The 17,104-nt window shown below is 53.5% G+C and carries 9 protein-coding genes; 6 read left to right on the top strand and 3 right to left on the bottom strand.

Annotated elements, in window-relative coordinates:
• Positions 1–156: 156 nt before the first annotated feature.
• Positions 157–567, bottom strand: coding sequence for a hypothetical protein (locus tag H8L32_RS04175; protein ID WP_186945922.1), 411 nt, complete (start codon positions 565–567; stop codon positions 157–159).
• Positions 568–821: 254 nt separating this feature from the next.
• On the opposite strand from H8L32_RS04175, the gene H8L32_RS04180 reads away from it, so the two are divergent.
• Together H8L32_RS04180 and H8L32_RS04185 are read left to right on the top strand one after the other, a co-directional pair.
• Positions 822–3,161: a DEAD/DEAH box helicase gene (locus tag H8L32_RS04180; protein WP_186945923.1), complete on the top strand. Its 2,340-nt coding sequence runs from the start codon at positions 822–824 to the stop codon at positions 3,159–3,161.
• A 554-nt stretch (positions 3,162–3,715) separates the two neighbouring features.
• A complete protein-coding gene (locus tag H8L32_RS04185; RefSeq protein ID WP_186945924.1) occupies positions 3,716–5,050 on the top strand; it encodes an alpha-amylase family glycosyl hydrolase in 1,335 nt (444 codons plus the stop codon).
• A 21-nt stretch (positions 5,051–5,071) separates the two neighbouring features.
• Here H8L32_RS04185 and H8L32_RS04190 read toward each other — a convergent pair whose 3' ends face one another.
• Both H8L32_RS04190 and H8L32_RS04195 read right to left on the bottom strand, forming a co-directional pair.
• Positions 5,072–7,246 (bottom strand): C1 family peptidase, encoded by a 2,175-nt coding sequence (locus H8L32_RS04190; protein WP_186945925.1) that lies wholly within the window; start codon positions 7,244–7,246, stop codon positions 5,072–5,074.
• A 218-nt stretch (positions 7,247–7,464) separates the two neighbouring features.
• Positions 7,465–8,442 carry a peptidylprolyl isomerase gene (locus H8L32_RS04195; protein ID WP_186945926.1) on the bottom strand — a complete coding sequence of 326 codons (978 nt, stop codon included), beginning with the start codon at positions 8,440–8,442 and terminating at the stop codon, positions 7,465–7,467.
• Positions 8,443–8,844: 402 nt separating this feature from the next.
• Here H8L32_RS04195 and H8L32_RS04200 point away from each other — a divergent pair, with 402 nt between their 5' ends.
• The 4 genes from H8L32_RS04200 to H8L32_RS04215 all read left to right on the top strand — a co-directional run bounded on the left by H8L32_RS04200 (position 8,845) and on the right by H8L32_RS04215 (position 17,083).
• Positions 8,845–10,515, top strand: coding sequence for a M20/M25/M40 family metallo-hydrolase (locus H8L32_RS04200; protein WP_222619191.1), 1,671 nt, complete (start codon positions 8,845–8,847; stop codon positions 10,513–10,515).
• Between the two features lie 96 nt (positions 10,516–10,611).
• Complete coding sequence (locus tag H8L32_RS04205; RefSeq protein WP_186945927.1) at positions 10,612–11,193, top strand: hypothetical protein; 582 nt, start codon at positions 10,612–10,614, stop codon at positions 11,191–11,193.
• 22 nt (positions 11,194–11,215) lie between these two features.
• A complete protein-coding gene (locus H8L32_RS04210) occupies positions 11,216–11,968 on the top strand; it encodes a hypothetical protein (RefSeq protein WP_186945928.1) in 753 nt (250 codons plus the stop codon).
• A 354-nt stretch (positions 11,969–12,322) separates the two neighbouring features.
• Positions 12,323–17,083 carry an NAD-glutamate dehydrogenase gene (locus tag H8L32_RS04215; protein ID WP_186945929.1) on the top strand — a complete coding sequence of 1,587 codons (4,761 nt, stop codon included), beginning with the start codon at positions 12,323–12,325 and terminating at the stop codon, positions 17,081–17,083.
• Positions 17,084–17,104: the final 21 nt, after the last annotated feature.

Below are 17,104 nucleotides of genomic sequence, written 5' to 3' on the forward strand. Positions count from 1 at the left end.
GATATTGTTTTTATCATGCACGGCAGGTAGCCAGATCGAAGGGCTTGGCCGTGCAGGCAGCCGAACGCTCATTTTCAGGGTATCGGGTATCGGGGTCAGGGCTGTCAGTCAGTCGCCCGGCGAGGCACGGTTGACTTCTTGAACAGGCACGTTGAATTATTTTTTTGCTGGCGTATCTGATGAAACCGACCAGCTTAAACTGCCCTTGTTGCCATCTGTCGCCGTGCGCAGACTCGCTAGCAGGCTGTTTGCCGATTCTGCCGTGTCGTCGTTGACGGCCATAGGTTTTTGTAGCTCGGCTGCCCAGGTCGTGGAATGTCCACCCTTGTTATCCGTTTTTTCGGTTACCGTTTTCAGATAGGGTAAATGATTGACGTTTAATACCTTGCAAAAGGAATCGAAGGCATCACCGTTGTCTGTCTGGAACTTGACCTGAAACCGGATGTTTTCAAGCCGGTTCTTGCTCATGGCATGTATGAGATCGGAAGGTAAATCATTGCCTGCATACACATTCGCAGAGGTGGCGATAATCATGCTGGCCAAAGCAGGAAACAGATAATTTTTCATGGGGGAGCGCTTTGATTTAAATTGTATTTGTCATAATGAAGTGAATTGCTCTTCATTTTTCTGACTTCTGATACAGGGCCAGAGTTGCCAACAGCCGTAATAATAGCAAAAAAATAATGACATCTGGTACAGTTTATTGTCAGCAGGACACTGCGCAAGACAGGAAATTCCCCTCAGTTCAAGGCATAAGAGTAAACTACGCCCATTAATATCCTGTCGCATCCTGCGATACGAGCGAACGAGCGAGCATCGCCATGTCAGAAACCAAACCCCCGATTACTTTTGAAGACCTGCAATTGAGCGCGCCCATCATGCGCGCCTTGCAGGATGTAGGCTATGAAACACCATCGCCGATACAGGCGGCTACCATCCCGATTTTGCTGTCCAACCGTGACGTATTGGGCCAGGCCCAGACCGGTACCGGCAAAACCGCTGCTTTTGCCCTGCCTATCCTGTCACGCCTGGATATTCGCCAGACTACGCCACAGGCACTGGTGCTGGCCCCGACACGTGAACTGGCAATACAGGTAGCCGAAGCCTTCCAGACTTATGCGCGCCATATTCCCGGCTTTCACGTCCTGCCTATCTATGGTGGGCAAAGCTATGGTCCGCAATTGTCCGCATTGCGCCGTGGCGTGCATGTGGTAGTGGGTACGCCTGGCCGCGTGATTGACCATCTGGACAAGGGCACGCTGGATTTGTCTGCCCTGAAAACCCTGGTGCTGGATGAAGCTGATGAAATGCTGCGCATGGGCTTTATTGATGACGTAGAGCGCATCCTGCAAGAAACACCGGAAGGCCGTCAGACAGCATTGTTTTCGGCCACCATGCCTTCTGCCATCAAACGCATCGCCCAGACTTACCTGAACAAGCCGGCAGAAGTGACAGTCGCTGCCAAGACGGGTACTGCCGACAATATCCGCCAGCGTTACTGGCTGGTCAGCGGCATGCACAAGCTGGACGCATTGACACGCATACTGGAAGCCGAGACTTTTGATGGCATGATCATTTTTGCCCGTACCAAACTGGGTACGGAAGAACTGGCAGCCAGGCTCGATGCAAGAGGCTTCTCGGTTGCTGCCATCAATGGCGACATCAACCAGCAACAGCGTGAACGCACTATCCAGCAACTGAAAGACGGCAAGATTGACATCCTGGTGGCGACCGACGTCGCTGCCCGTGGCCTGGACGTGGAACGCATCAGTCACGTCATCAATTACGACGTACCGTATGACCCGGAAAGCTATACCCACCGCATAGGCCGTACCGGTCGTGCTGGTCGCAGTGGCGAAGCCATCCTGTTCATTACCCCGCGTGAAAAAAACCTGTTGAAGGCGATAGAAAGAGCTACCCGTCAGCCAGTGTCGCCACTGGAACTGCCGACCATACAGACCGTCAACAATGTCCGTATTGCCCGTTTCAAGGATCAGATTTCTGCCACGCTGGCACAAGGTGGTCTGGAAGAATTCACGTCCCTGATCGAAGATTTTGAACGCGAGCAAAATATCCCGGCTGTGGAAATTGCTGCCGCGCTGGCCAAAATGGCGCGTGGCGATGAACCTTTGCTGCTCGATAAAAACCGTAAAGAAACCAAGAACGACGATAGCTGGCGCGATGAGCGTCCTGCCCGCGCTGAACGTGGCGACCGTGGTGACCGCGATCGTGGTGACAAGGGTGACCGGGGTGACAGGGGTGACCGTTTCGAACGCGCACCGCGTGAAGACCGTGGCGCACGCCGTGAACACAGCCCGCGTACGCCAGAGCCAGGCATGCAGACTTTCCGCATCGCGGTCGGTCATGAGCATGGCGTCAAGCCTGGCAATATCGTTGGCGCGATTGCCAATGAAGCCAATATAGAATCCAAGTTCATCGGCCGTATCGATATCTATGATGACTACACCATCCTCGATCTGCCAGACAATCTGCCTGGCGACATGATGGAACACCTGAGTTCAGTACGTGTTGCTGGCCAGGCCCTTCGCATCAGTGCAGAAAAAGGCCAGGGCAGCAGCGCACCAGCATCCCGTCCGGCACCACGTGCAGCGCGTGAAGAAGCGCCTCGCGAACGTGCTCCGCGTATAGCTGAAGCCGCACCTGGCAGCAAGCTGAATCAGGTCGTAGATCGTGCTGCCCGTGCTCCTCTTGATGAAGAACGTCCGGCCAAGCCTAAAAAAGACAAGGCTGACGGCAAAGGCAAGGTCGGCATCCCCATGCTGACTTACCGTATCGAAGTCGGCAAGGCTGATGCAGTAACGCCTAGCAATATCGTTGGTGCGATTGCCAACGAAGCAGGGCTGGAAGCGAAGCACATAGGCCGTATCGATATTTTTGACGACTACAGCACACTGGATTTACCGGATGGCATGCCCAAGGAATTGCTGAAACAGTTGAAGGCAGTCTGGGTCGCCGGCAAGCAAATCCAGATCAGCCCGGTGGGCGAAGAGCATGTGCGCAAGCCTCTGCCAGCAAACCAGCCATCACCTTTCGGCCCCAAGAAAGCAGGCGGTGATCGCCGCGTGACAGAAAAAGCCAAGGGTTATGGTGCAGGCAAGCCAGCAGCAGCCAAGCCACATCGCAAAGGCCCTAAAGCCTGAGAACCTGCTGACGATCTTACTGCGCGAGCGCAATCGGAGTCGACGCGGGGCTCATGTGCTGCTCAAAATGCTCATGTACTAGAGTACATTCCGCTTTTTGCGCTGCACTTAGTTACCCTTACCCCGCTGACGCTCGCTCGCTACAGATCGTCAACAGGTTCTGAGTGAGTCAGCTGTATCTGGGGTAGTGTGAGGGCTGAGGCCTTAGCCCCATCACTGCAAGTCTGACAAATACAAACCCCCGCTTTCATGCGGGGGTTTGTATTTGGTGCTCTGGGGCAGTATGCCCTGTGTCTGATTGATGGTATGCCACTTGCACGCAAGCACACTGCAGATAATGCCTGTTTTAAGATTGTGATTTGTATTTAAACTACATAATTGTATTGTGATGGGATGTGTTTGTGAAAATCTTTTGGCATCGTTTTCATGAGCTTTCCTCATAGGGAAGCCTAAAAATCACAGTCTGTCATTGTAGTGATTCTTGTTTTATTTTCACTTGATCCGTATTTTTTGTTGATGTATCTTGACTACATAAACAACAAAGAGACAAGATCATGAACAAACTAGTCAGTGTGGCCTTGCTTGGCCTGCTATCGCTGTCGGCACATGCGCAAACCAGCAGCAGCGTCAAACATCCGGCATGGAGCAGGAATGCGGCGATTTATGAAGCGAATATCCGTCAGCATTCTCCCGAGGGCAGTTTCAGGCGCTTCCAGGACTATCTGCCTGAATTGAAGAAAATGGGCGTGGGCATTATCTGGATCATGCCCATCAATCCCATAGGTGAAAAAAACCGCAAGGGCACACTGGGCAGTTATTACGCTGTCAGGGATTACAAAGGCGTCAATCCTGAATTTGGAACGCCAGCTGATTTCAGGAGCCTGGTGGATGCAGCCCATGCGCTGGGCATGAAGGTCATCATAGACTGGGTTGCCAACCACACCGCCTGGGATCATCCCTGGGTCACATCTCACCCCGAGTATTACCTCAAAAATGACAAGGGCGAATTCGTGCCTCCTGTACCCGACTGGCAGGACGTCATCAAGCTCAATTATGCAAACAGGCAACTGCGGGCTGAGATGATAGATTCGTTGAAGTTCTGGCTGACTGAATATGGTATTGATGGCTTCCGCTGTGACGTGGCCGAGATGGTGCCTACCGATTTCTGGAATGAAGCCAGGGCTGCACTTGACAAGGTCAAGCCGGTCTTCATGCTGGCCGAAGCCGAGACCACAGACTTGCACGAAAAAGCCTTTGACATGACTTATGCATGGCAGCTCAAGGATTTGTTTGGCGAAATCGCCAAGGGCAAGAAAAACGCCAATGACCTGGCGGCCTACATGGCTGGGCCGGAAAAGAAATTCAACCGCAATGCCTATCGCATGCTGCATACCTCCAACCATGATTTGAATTCATGGGAAGGTACAGAATTCGAACGTCTGGGTGATGGCGCAGAAAATTTCCTGGTGCTGTCGAATCTGCTGAAAGGCATGCCCCTGCTGTATTCCGGCCAGGAAGCGGGTAACACCAAACGTCTGGAATTTTTTGAGCGCGACTCTATACAGTGGAAAGAGCATCCCTATAAGGCCATCTATACCACCCTGTTCCAGTTGAAAAAAACCAATCATGCCTTGTGGAATGGGCTGGATGGTGGTGAGCAAATGCGCTTGCCAACGACCAATGATGCAGCCATCTATGCATTTTCACGCAGCAAGGCGGGTAACCAGGTGGTAGGTATTTTCAATCTCAGCGGACAGGCGCAGCAATTCAGTTTCAGCAAGGCACCTGCTGCATCGCTGAGCAATCTGTTTTCAGGTCAGAAAGAAAGCCTGAAACAGGGCCAGCAAATCAGCCTGAAGCCCTGGGAATACAAAGTTTTGATCAAGTAAGTCCGATTTCCAAATTAGTGCTTACCCGATATCCGACACCGGTACTGCCAGCCGGTCCGGATTGCTGATGCCGGCAATCCGGGTCAGGGTTTGCGTCAGCACTGCCACATCATGATCGAAATTACCATGTCCTGATGGCATGCTGTGTCTGCCATCATGCATATATTTGTCGTGAATGATGTGCAGCGTGGATGCCTGTGTTTTGTTCAGACCCGCACCGGTGGCGGCAAAACCTGAAGGTATTTTCCTGGCCCAGTAAAACTGGTTCCAGCTTTGCAGACTGCGCATGCTGGCATGATTCCATTGTCCGTTTTGCTGGTTTTTGTCAGCAAAGCTGGCGGCATCGAAACTGGCTGCCATGCCCAGCAGGGGGGTCTTGTGCTGGCTTTCAAAAGCGCGTGCAATCAGATACAGCATGGATTTTTGATAGATGCCACCAACGTTGTCATCCAGCTCGCGGGTGTCTGACAGCAGGTGGATATGAAAGCTCTGTCGTGGCAGCAGGCCGGAACGTATGGCCGGGCGGTAAGTGCTGTCGGCAAAAGCGATACTGCAGGCTGGTGCATACAGGCTGCAGGTTTTAACAGCCAGCTTGCGCTGCTCCAGAAGACCCAGCAGATGTCCGTGCAGGATGGCACCGGCAGAATGGCCTATCAAATGGATTTCCAGCCTGTCCTGGCCGATGGCATGCCGTAATTCCTGCAGGTATTTTGCCAGTACATACAATCCGCGTGGCGGGTCGCCATCTTCCGCTGCCTGCGCTGCATTCATCTTCATTTGCACCCACAGGCCCTTGGCACCGGATGATTCGCAGGCAGCTTCCAGGGTGCGGTCCAGTGCTTCTTGCGCAGCCTTGTTGATGGCAGGCGCATGTTCCTGCATCTTGTCTTGCAGTAGGTCGTTAAGGGCAGGGCAAAGGCCAGTCTTCCAGCTGATGAACAGCGGGTAGATGCCATTTGCCAGAAAATAAGGTGCCAGGGCGGCACTGCGTAGCAGGCTGGCTTCTTCGCTATCCATGCCTGCCTGGGCATACAGCACCAGCTTCAATTTTTTATTGCTGCCCAGATTAGCCAGCCAGGCTTGCGGCGCTTGCAGCACCACCTGTTCCGCCGCTGCCACTGCGTCTGCGGCACCCAGCAGGCGCTGTATCAAGCCGCCATCATTGCCCAGCACCAGCGTCAGGCCATAAGCCTGATCGACGCTCAGACTGGGCGGCCCGGCCTTGCTGCTGGCTGGCAAGGCCTGTGGCCGGACTGCGGAACCGCTGGCACGGTAGGCCGGTAAGGCTGGCAATGCAGTCAGTTTGGCGGCTCGTGGATTGCTGCTCTGCCAGTCGTGACGGATGGCGGGGCGTTCGATTGCCACACCCAGCGATATGGCCCAGGCATCGCCGCCGTAGGTAATCCAGTCATCATAGGTGAGTATCGCGAAACCCTGATGGCCCCAGTCCTTACCCCATGAATTTTGCACAATGAAACCCTGCCCGGTATAACCAAGTATGGCGTAGGCATGTCCGCTGGTGGGACCATTGTCAGACGAGAACGGGATCACCGGCAATTGTGCAAAGCTGGCTGCGGCATTTGCCATGTTGTCCTGTTCCAGGGCCCAGCCCGCATGTACCCTGCCGGATACGTAGATGGCACCGATTTCCAGTAGCGCTGCCTGCATGTCAGTCACAGAACTCTTGTCAATGCGGTAGTACACTCCAAGCGGCCTTTGTAAGGCTTCTTGCGCCCAGCCTTCACGCGGGGCTTCAAAGGCAGGGGCCCTGTCGTTTTTATTGACGGTGTAAGGCCATAAATCGCGTCGGCACACGCCATGTTTGTGCCAGCCCTTGAGCGCACCACGGCAACTTGAGCCGGTATAGTCTTCACCGGCCCATTCATCATAAAACTTGGCCAGGTGATACAGCATGCGTGGACTGCATTGCGGGCTTTCCGGGTCGCGCAGCCAGAACAGGTAATTAATGATGGCTGCCAGGCCAAATCCTGTGCAGGCACCATCATTGCCCTGGTTCAGTACCATGCCGGCTTTGACATATTCGGGAAACACGGTGCTGAGTGTCGTTGCCGACGGATAGCAGGGGGGCAGATTGCTGATCCGTGGTGCATACAGGCGGTCACGGATGTCGAGGCGATCCGGGCGTGCATCCAGCGACAGTGTGGTGGTATTGAACTGGAATTGACTGGTAGACATGCGGTTTCCTGGCGATGTGGACTATGCGTACGACTATGCGTACATTGCTTAATTTGCAATCGTAAAGTGTCGCAGGAATGCCAGCACTTGGCAATAGCGGGGAAGACACGAACAGGGAGGAGTGTGGCTGGAGAGCCTGGCGGCGCTGGTGATGCAATGGCTGCCAGTCTTTCGCATTCGCCAGGCGATGCTGGCGAATGCGTATTACTTGAGCTTGATTACTTCTTCACTTCGGCAGATGCAGAAGCCGATGCAGACGCTGCTGGCGTTGATGTGCCAGGTGTCACTGTCAGTGGTGCGCCTGTTGCGGCAGCAGCGGAGGCAGGTGCAGGTGCTTCGCCCTTGATTTCTATCTTGGCTTTTGCTTTCAGGTCATCCAGCATGGTTTTCAGGTTTTGCTGTTGCAATTGCTGAGTCAGGCCAGCTTTGACATCTTCCAGTGAAGGTGGTGTCAGTGGACGGCTGTCGTCAAGAATGATGACGTGATAACCGAACTGGGATTTGACTGGCTCTTCAGTGAACTTGCCTTTTTCCAGTTTGGCGACAGCAGCGCCGAATTCAGGCACCATGCCACGTGGGTTGAACCAGCCCAGATCGCCGCCCTTGTCTTTCGAGCCAGGATCTTTGGATTTGGATTTTGCCAGACCATCAAAAGCCTTGATGTCTTTCTTGATCTTGGCGATGATGTCTTTGGCTTCATCTTCCTTGGCGACCAGGATATGGCGGGCCTTGTATTCATTGCCGCTGGCAGTCGCCTTGAACTTGTCGTATTCGGCTTTCAGTGCTTCATCAGTGACCGTGGCTGTCTTGATGTAGTCTTTGACATAGGCATTCGCCAGGATGGACTGTTTGGTCATTTCCAGCTGGTCAGCCACTTCTGGTGTCTTGTCCAGACCTTTGGTCACAGCCAGTTGGGCTACCAGAATTTGCATGGACAGGTTATCAATCACCATCTTGCGTGTTTCTGGCGTGTCAGGCATGCCCTGGGCTGCCTGTTGCTGCATGATCTGGTCCAGCTGTTTTTTGCTGATGGCGGTACCATTCACAGTCGCTGCCACTTCTGAACTGCTGGCAGCAGCAGATGCGGATGCCGCCGCTGGTGTCGACGCTGTTTTTGCAGCATCTTTATCATTACAGGCGCTCAGTACCAACATGGCAAGCGCGCTACCCAGAACAACACGGGATTTAATTGACATACGAATTCCTTCAATATTGAGCTGTATCACAGCACGGATCATGAGCGCATGCAGCACAATCCGCATGCGACGAATAAAAAATGACGGTGAATTTTACTCGTGATTATGCTTGTTTTGCCAGAAATTCATTTTTACTTACCAATTAAAGATCAACTATTTCAGTGCTTGTCCTGCGTGTTGCCATGCATTGCCAATCAGTTATCTTCATTTTTAAGATAAATTCCCTGCAAATGTTGAAAAATTTGCTGAATTCCCCTGAAAACAAGGAACAAAAGCGCAATTATTAACTCAAAGCAATGCTTTTAGCAGCAGGACAAATTAAGCTAAATGAACCCGACCCAGCTTTGCAACAAAGCAATGTCACTATCAAAGACACCCCAGATTTCCTACAGGAGACCAGCAATGCGCATGTTTCACGTTTTATTGGGTACCGCCATCGTCGCCAGCAGTTTTACCGCAAGCGCCAGCTTTGCCGCTGCCGCGACTGAAGAGAAGGTCGATCTTGAACTCATTACCCGCTTGCGTGATGAAGCCATGAACCGCTCCAAGGCCCAGGAAATTTTTGGCGTACTGACCGATGAAATCGGGCCGCGCCTGACCGGCTCACCGGCATTGCGCAAAGCCAGTGAATGGACGCGTTCAAAATTCAGTGAATGGGGTTTGCAGAATGTGCACAGCGAAAGCTTTGCCCCCTTTGGCCGTGGCTGGACGCTGGAAAAGACAACCTTGCGCATGGTCTCACCTTCACAGTTTGATGTGTACGCCATCCCCAAGGCCTGGACGCCAGGTACCGATGGCATGCAGCGTGGCAAGCTGATGATTGCAAAAATGCTGGCCGATGAAGACCTGGCCAAATGGAAGGGCAAACTGGCTGGTGCAATTGTGTTGCTGGATGAACCCCTGCCCATCAAGCCGCATATGAAAGCCGATGCGCATCGTTATTCACATGAAGAACTGGATGAACTGACCAAGGTCGATTTTGAAGCCGCTCCTTCGCGTCGTGGTGATTTGCCGACCTACATCAAGCAACTGGCCTTTCGCAAGAAACTGCGCACTTTCCTGACCGAAGAAAAAGTACTGGCAGCACTGAACGTCACGCGCGGGGAAGATGGCACCATTTTTGTCCAGGAAGGTGGCTCTTACAAAAAGGATGAAGCCACTGGCCCCGCCAATCTGGTCGTGGCCAGCGAAACCTATAATCGCCTGTACCGCCTGGTCGAAAAGAAAAAAGACGTGGAACTGGAAATCGATATCAAGGCCAGATTCAATGACGAAGATCCGGAAGCCGCCATCAATGTGCTTGCTGAAATCCCCGGCACCGACAAAAAGGATGAAATCGTCATGCTGGGCGCGCATCTGGATTCATGGCATGGTGGCACCGGTGCCACCGACAATGCGGCTGGTGTAGCCATGGTGATGGAGGCAGTGCGTCTGTTGAAGGTCAGTGGTTTCAAGCCGCGCCGTACCATACGTATAGCCTTGTGGGGTGGTGAAGAGCAGGGCTTGCTGGGTTCACGCGCCTATGTCAATAAATGGGTAGCTTCGCGCCCTGAACCGACCGATCCCAAGGAACTGGAATTGCCATCGTTTGCCCGCAAGCTGACCGGCCCCATGAGCGTCAAGCCCATGCATGGCAAGATTTCTGCGTATTTCAACCTGGACAATGGTGGCGGCAAAATCCGTGGCATCTATGCGGAAAACAATGCAGCCGTCAAACCGATTTTTGATGCCTGGCTGGCCCCTTTCAATGATGTCGGCGCTACCACCACCACTCTGCGCAGCACCGGCAGCACTGACCATGTGAGTTTTGATCGCGTTGGCGTACCAGGCTTCCAGTTCGTTCAGGATGACATGGATTATTTCAGCCGTACCCATCATTCCAGCATGGACCTGTACGACAAGGTGCAAAAAAGCGACCTGACCCAGGCTTCCCTGGTCCTGGCCAGCTTTGTCGCCCATACCGCAAACCGCAACGACATGCTGCCGCGCAAGCCTTTGCCTAAAGACCCACCGGCGGAAGAAAAGAAAGAAGACGGCAAGGAAACAACAGCAAGCGCTGACGGCAAGAAATAAATCTGCTGATATGGCCTGTCCAGAGGGTCAGTTCTGTATTGCATTCCCGAACAAGAATACAATGCAGGCTGATCCTTTTTTATTGATGCGCAGACCATGAGCGATTCTTTGCAAGACAGCCTTCCGACCAGCCTGGCAGATATGCTGCCGGTAGGAATGATTGCTGGCGGTGGCCTGGCTGCAGCAGCGATGGCGATTGTGGCACAACGCAAGCAGCAACAAAGCGGCTGGGAAGCGTTTCATTATGAAAGAATTTCCTCCGCTGAATTTGAAATTACCGGTGGTATCGCCGTCAGCAATGGTGGCGTAAAAAAATTCCAGGGCGCGCATGACAGCGTCCTCATCAGCGAAGCAGAGATAATGGCAGAAATGCGCCATCAGCAGGGCGATGCTGCACAAACCACTTCAACTGTGCTATCGACAACATCGACAACATCGGCAATATCGGCAATATCGGCAATATCGGCAATATCGGCAATATCGGCAACATCTGCTCCGCTATCAGTCGCTGCGGCGGTAAATTCTGGCACGCCACTCCTGAAAGTAGTATTCAGCCTGCCCGAAGATGAAGCCGGGCAACAACGCATTTTGCGTGCATTTCAATTGCAGGCCGACTTTTTTGGTGCCAGAGTCCAGTCCTGTTCCCTGCATGATGCCAGCCTGTTGAAGCTGGACTAAGTCATAGCATGGCGTCCGGCTCATGATCAGAACCACTTTACGCTGGCTGGTATTCTTCAGCGCCTGGTTGCTGGTGATTTCCATCTGGCGGCGCGATATATTGCCGCCCTCGTCAGAATTGAATTCCATCCTGCTCAATGAGCCGGTGCAAACCGAAATTACCCAAAAGGCTTTCCAGACCACGCGAGGTGGTGTCAACTATACGGTACAGCCGCTGTATGACTACGACCTGGTCGGCCTGGTTGTCAGCAAGCATGATGCGAATGCCTGGTGGGATTATTTGCACCGCGAATGGAACGATAACCTGAACGTGGTGGATTTGTGCGTGGTCTGGGGCAAGAACGTGAAAACCGGTGCCTATGGAGACCTGAACTTTTCCAGCGGCCAGTTCACCTGCAATTACGGCAGCAGTTCCATGGAAGCCTTTGCTGCCTTTGATGAAACCGCGATTTCAAATAATCATTTGCTGACCGATCAGACCAGGCTGGCCAAGATCATGCAAAAGGTACAGGTCGGCGACCAGATCCATTTCCGTGGCCGCCTGTCTGAATATTCACACCATCATAACGGCATGCCCTTCAAGCGCGGCACCAGCATAGTCCGCACCGATACCGGCAATGGTGCCTGCGAAACCGTGTTTGTCGAGAGTTTCGAGATCATCAAAAGCGGCGGCCAACCCTGGCGCAGCCTGGTGTGGGTCGCCGCCATCATGCTGGTCGCCAGTATTGTGGGATGGTTCATGCAGCCGGTTCGGTTTAATGATCGTATGCATTGATGGTGGGATGGTGGGATGGTGGGATGGTGGGCCAGGTATGCTGCACTGCACATTGGCATTCGTGTGTTTTTTTCTGATCGCCTCGTCTGAAAATTTGAGAAAACGCAGAAAGTTTGTATTTATCGCTGTCTGAATATTTTTGTATTTTGTCTGCATTTTTGTCGGAGTAAGCAACACTTAAGCACGCAATATCCGTCTTTGTCCTGTTTCACTGGTTTGCCGCACGGTCGTGCTCGTTTTGATGTCGGAGCATACGTTTGTTTGAACATGCATAATGGAGGATACTTGCACCACCAGATTGCACGCACCGCTGCAAACTTATCTCTCGTTATCTTCCAATCAGAAGGAGAACGTATGACCTCTTCCCACTTCGCTGAGCTGATCGCTTATGCGCAAGCGCACACAGGACCTGCTACCGAGCGTCAGGGCCATTTTATTACCGCGTATTTTGAAAATACCGACCCGGATGAAATCATTGCCCGTGGTCCGGCTACCCTGTTTGCGCAGGCGAATGCCCACTGGCGTTTGCTGGATGCACCGCGTACGGCGCATACGCCGAAGATACGCGTGTTTAACCCGACCTTGGCAGAAGATGGTTTTGTCAGTGATCACACGGTCGTGCAGATCGTCAATGACAATATGCCTTTCCTGGTGGATTCGGTGACGATGGCGATCAATCGCAGTGGCCGTACTGCACACTGGATAGTGCATCCTTTGCTGAGCGTGGTGCGGGATGCCAGCGGCAGTGTGGCTTCGGTCAGTACCGTGGCTGCGGCCAAGGCGGCGGGACATGCTGATCCGGTCGAATCCCTGATCCTGGTGGAATGTGACCGCATTGTTGATCCGGCAGCCCAGCAGGCGCTGGTGGAAGACTTGAAAAGTGTCTTGTCCGATGTGCGTGGTGCCGTGGTCGACTGGCAACCCATGCTGGCACGGGCACGCGAAGTACGTGCCGCCTGTGAAAAATCTACCCAGTCACCAGAAAAACGTGATGAAGCGATTGCTTTCCTGGCCTGGCTGGAAGACCGCCATTTCACTTTCCTTGGTGTGCGCGACTACGATCTGAAGCGTGACGGCGACAATGTCAGTCTGGTGGCGATAGCCGATTCTGGTCTGGGTATTTTGCGTGGCCCTGTCAAAACAGCTGAAACCCGTTTGCCGCCAGAAGTCGTGGCCTTGATGGAATCAACAGAAATGGTCATGGTCACCAAGGCCATGACACGTGCTACCGTGCACAGGCCTGCCTGGCTGGACTATATCGCCGTCAAGCGTTTTGATGACGCGGGTAATGTCATTGGTGAATCGCGTTTCCTGGGTCTGTACACTTCAACAGCGTATTCTGAAGCGGTGGGCAATATCCCGCTGGTGCGGCAGCGTGTGGCGAATGTCATGAGCACGTCTGGCGTCGTGCCGGAAAGCCATGCGGCCAAGTCCCTGCAAGCCATTCTCGATGATTATCCGCGTGATGAGTTGTTCCAGATCGATGCTGCCACCCTGGCTGAGCACGCGATAGGTATTCTCCGCCTGCAAGAACGTCAGCGCACCCGTCTGTTCCTGCGCCGAGATCCTTTTGGCCGCTTCACCTCGGCCCAGGCGTTTGTCCCGCGTGACCGCTATAACACCGAGTTACGCGTCAAGATCGGCAATGAATTGATGATGGCCCTGAATGGTCAATCCATCGAGTTTACCCCCATGCTGACCGACAGCCCGCTGGCGCGCATTCATTACCTGGTCAGGGCCAAGGATGTGGCTCCTCAAAACGTCAATCTGGCCATGCTGGAAGCACGCATCGCCAAACTCGCACAGCGCTGGGAAGATGATTGCACCTCAGAGCTGTTGCGCTCGCATGGCGAAGGCAATGGCCTGAGCCTGGCAAACCGTTTTGCGAATGCCTTCCCTACTGCATACCGTGAAGATTTTTCTGCACTGGTTGGTGCCGAAGATGCAGAAATGCTGGCCGGCCTGAATGCAGGATCACCGATGATGGTCAAGCTGTACCGGCCACTCGACGCTGGCCCGGGCAATCTGCGCTTCAAGATTTATAACACCGCCAAGGTGGCCCTGTCTGATTCCCTGCCGGTGCTGGAACACATGGGTGCCAGGGTACTGGATGAACATCCTTACGCCATTGTCAGCGGTGCCGAGACTTTATGGATACATGACCTGGGCTTGCAATTACCTGTCAATACCGATTTGTCTGCGGTCAAACTGCGCTTTGAAAACCTGTTTTCGCAAGCCTGGGGTGGTGAGGTTGAAAGTGATGACCTCAATCGCCTGGTGCTTAATACTGCATTGGATGCGCGTTCCATCGCTGTCCTGCGTGCCTGTTCACGTTACTTCAAGCAACTGGGCTTTGCCTATAGCCAGAACTATATAGAAGCAGCGCTCAACAAAAATGCCGCCATCACCCAACTGATCGCCGAACTGTTTGGTGCCCGTTTCAAGCCCGATTATGTTGGTGATCGCGAGCAGGCGCAAAAGCATATACGCGAACAGCTGGAAAACCAGATGAGCAATGTAGCAAGCCTGGATGAAGACCGCATCTTGCGTCAGTTTATCGCCACCATCGTTGCCACCTTGCGTACCAATCTGTGGCAAACCACGGCGACTGGCGCGTTCAAGCCTTACATGAGCTTCAAGCTCAATCCGCGTGAAGTGCCGGGAGTGCCTGAACCGAAACCCTTGTTTGAAATCTGGGTGTATTCCCCCCGTGTTGAAGGTGTGCATCTGCGCGGTGGCAAAGTGGCCCGTGGCGGCCTGCGCTGGTCTGACAGACGTGAAGATTTCCGTACTGAAATCCTGGGCCTGGTGAAGGCCCAGCAAGTCAAAAATACGGTAATTGTGCCGGTCGGTTCCAAAGGTGGTTTTGTGCTGAAAAATGCGCCACCGGCGACAGACCGTGAAGCCTATCAGGCAGAAGGCGTGGCCTGCTATAAAATCTTCCTGTCCGGCCTGCTGGATGTGACAGACAATATCGTCAAGGGTGCGGTAGTACCACCGAAGCTGGTCGTCCGTCATGATATTGACGATCCTTACCTGGTCGTAGCGGCAGACAAGGGCACGGCCACCTTCTCGGATATCGCCAATGGCGTGTCGGCTGATTATGGCTTCTGGCTGGGTGATGCGTTTGCATCCGGCGGCTCGGTGGGCTATGACCACAAGAAAATGGGTATCACCGCCCGCGGTGCCTGGGAATCGGTCAAGCGCCATTTCCGTTCGGTGGGTGTGAATACGCAGGATACTGAATTTACAGTAGCCGGTATCGGTGACATGTCAGGCGATGTGTTTGGCAATGGCATGCTGTTGTCCCAGCATATCAAACTGGTGGCGGCGTTTGATCATCGCCATATCTTTATTGATCCATCACCAGATGTGGCGGCTTCATTTGCCGAACGTCAGCGCCTGTTCAACCTGCCGCGTTCCAGCTGGGATGATTACGAAAAAAGTCTGATCTCTGCCGGCGGTGGTGTCTATCCACGTACGGCTAAATCCATCAGCCTCAGCCCTGAGGCACGCGCTGTATTGGGTATAGAAACGGCTGAACTGGCGCCGGTAGAATTGCTGCGTGCCATTCTGCAAGCCCCCGTTGATCTGTTGTACAACGGCGGCATAGGCACCTATGTCAAAGCCAAATATGAAACCCATGCCCAGGTTGGTGATAAAGCGGGCGATGCCTTCCGCGTCAACGGCAGTGACCTGCGCTGCAAGGTCTTGGCCGAGGGCGGAAATCTTGGTTGTACCCAGAATGGCCGCATAGAATTCGCGCAAAAAGGTGGGCGCATCTATACCGATGCGATAGACAATTCTGCCGGTGTCGATTGCTCTGATCATGAAGTCAACATCAAGATTCTGTTGGGTGGCATCGTTGAAGCCGGTGACCTTACACTCAAACAGCGTAACGACTTGCTGGCGTCGATGACGGATGAAGTCGGCCACCTGGTATTGACTGACAATTATTATCAAAGCCAGGCACTGGATATTGCTGCGCATCGTCCATTGTATGTGCTTGATGGCCAGCAAAGGCTGATGCAGTCTCTGGAAAAACAGGGGCGACTGAACCGTGCCATTGAATACCTGCCCAGCGATGATGAAATCTTCCATCGCAAGGCATTGAAACAGGGCCTGACTGCACCGGAAGGTGCGGTGGTACTGGCCTATGCCAAGATGTCAGTGTTTGATGAACTGGTCGCCAGCAATCTGCCGGATGACCCCTTCTTCAGCCGTGCATTGAAGGCTTACTTCCCGCAAGTCCTGTCGGAACGTTTTGCCGAAGCGATTACGCATCACCCGCTGAAACGTGAAATCATCGCTACCTTCATCACCAATACCGTGGTGAACCGTGCCGGCGCAACCTTCGTCAATTTCATCGCTTCTGAAGCTGGTGCGACGGCGGCTGATGTGATTCGCGCCTTCACTCTGGCACGTGAGATTTTTGATCTGGAACCTTTGTGGGATCAGATCGATGCACTTGATTATGTGGTCGATTCCAAACTGCAACTTGATCTGCTGTCCAAGCTGATTGCGATTGCCCAAAGAGCCTCGCGCTGGATGTTGCGCATACGTTCGCAAAGCACTGATCTGCCGACACTGATACAACGTTATCAACCTGCCGCCCGCGAGCTGCGCTGGCAACTGGCAGACTGGCTGCCAGCCAATGCCCATGCCAGCTGGCAAAAAGAGGCAGATGCACTGACGCAGGCAGGTGTTGAGGCCACATTGGCGCAAAACCTGACGGCGCTGGAATACATCTTCCCGGCACTGGACCTGGTTGACCTGGCGCAAAGCACCAGCACCGGCCTGGAACAGGCGGCCCGTGCCTACTTTGGTATTGATGATGAGCTGGGCCTGACAGGCTGGCGTAACCAGATCAACCGCCTGCCTACCGACACACTGTGGCAGACCCAGGCGCGTGGCAGTGCACGTGATGATGTGTATTCGATCGCCAGCCAGATCACCCGTGGACTATTGTCACGGCAGGAAGACGTCAGCAACTGGCATGCCCAGCATGCACCAGCCATAGACAGGCTGACCGCCTTGCTGACCACGATCAGCGCACAGGGACCGGATTTGGCACCCGTGTCAGTGGCTCTGCGGGAATTGCGGCATCTGGCTTAGTTGCTAGCATGTAGTTTTTAT

Origin of the sequence: Undibacterium hunanense (assembly GCF_014284335.1) — a bacterium.
GTDB classification, from domain to species: domain Bacteria; phylum Pseudomonadota; class Gammaproteobacteria; order Burkholderiales; family Burkholderiaceae_D; genus Undibacterium; species Undibacterium hunanense.